Source organism: Dellaglioa sp. CoH-57-MRSF-19, assembly GCF_056781975.1.
The window spans coordinates 1-250 of sequence record NZ_JBXAXW010000309.1 but is presented as its reverse complement, the minus strand read 5'-3'; the positions used below and the strand labels follow the sequence as shown (position 1 = coordinate 250).

Here is a 250-nt window from a genome sequence, read left to right as displayed (position 1 = left end):
TCTATCTGGTGAGCAACGATAATCATTGCACGGTCACCACGCTTCTCAAATAACTCAACATTACATTTTTGCTGAAATCGATGATCCCCAACCGACATACCCTCATCAATCAGAAAGCAATCGAATTCAATAGACATTGATATTGCAAACGCCAATCGCGACGCCATACCAGACGAATACGATTTAAACGGCTCATTCAAATACGCCCCGAGCTCAGCAAAATCCTCAACCAGCGCAAGCGTTTTTTGAT

1 pseudogene is annotated in these 250 nt (G+C 43.2%); it reads right to left on the bottom strand.

Annotation, left to right across the window (positions count from 1 at the left end):
* A pseudogene (locus AC1RO3_RS09320) lies at positions 1–250 on the bottom strand (hypothetical protein); the annotation flags it as partial.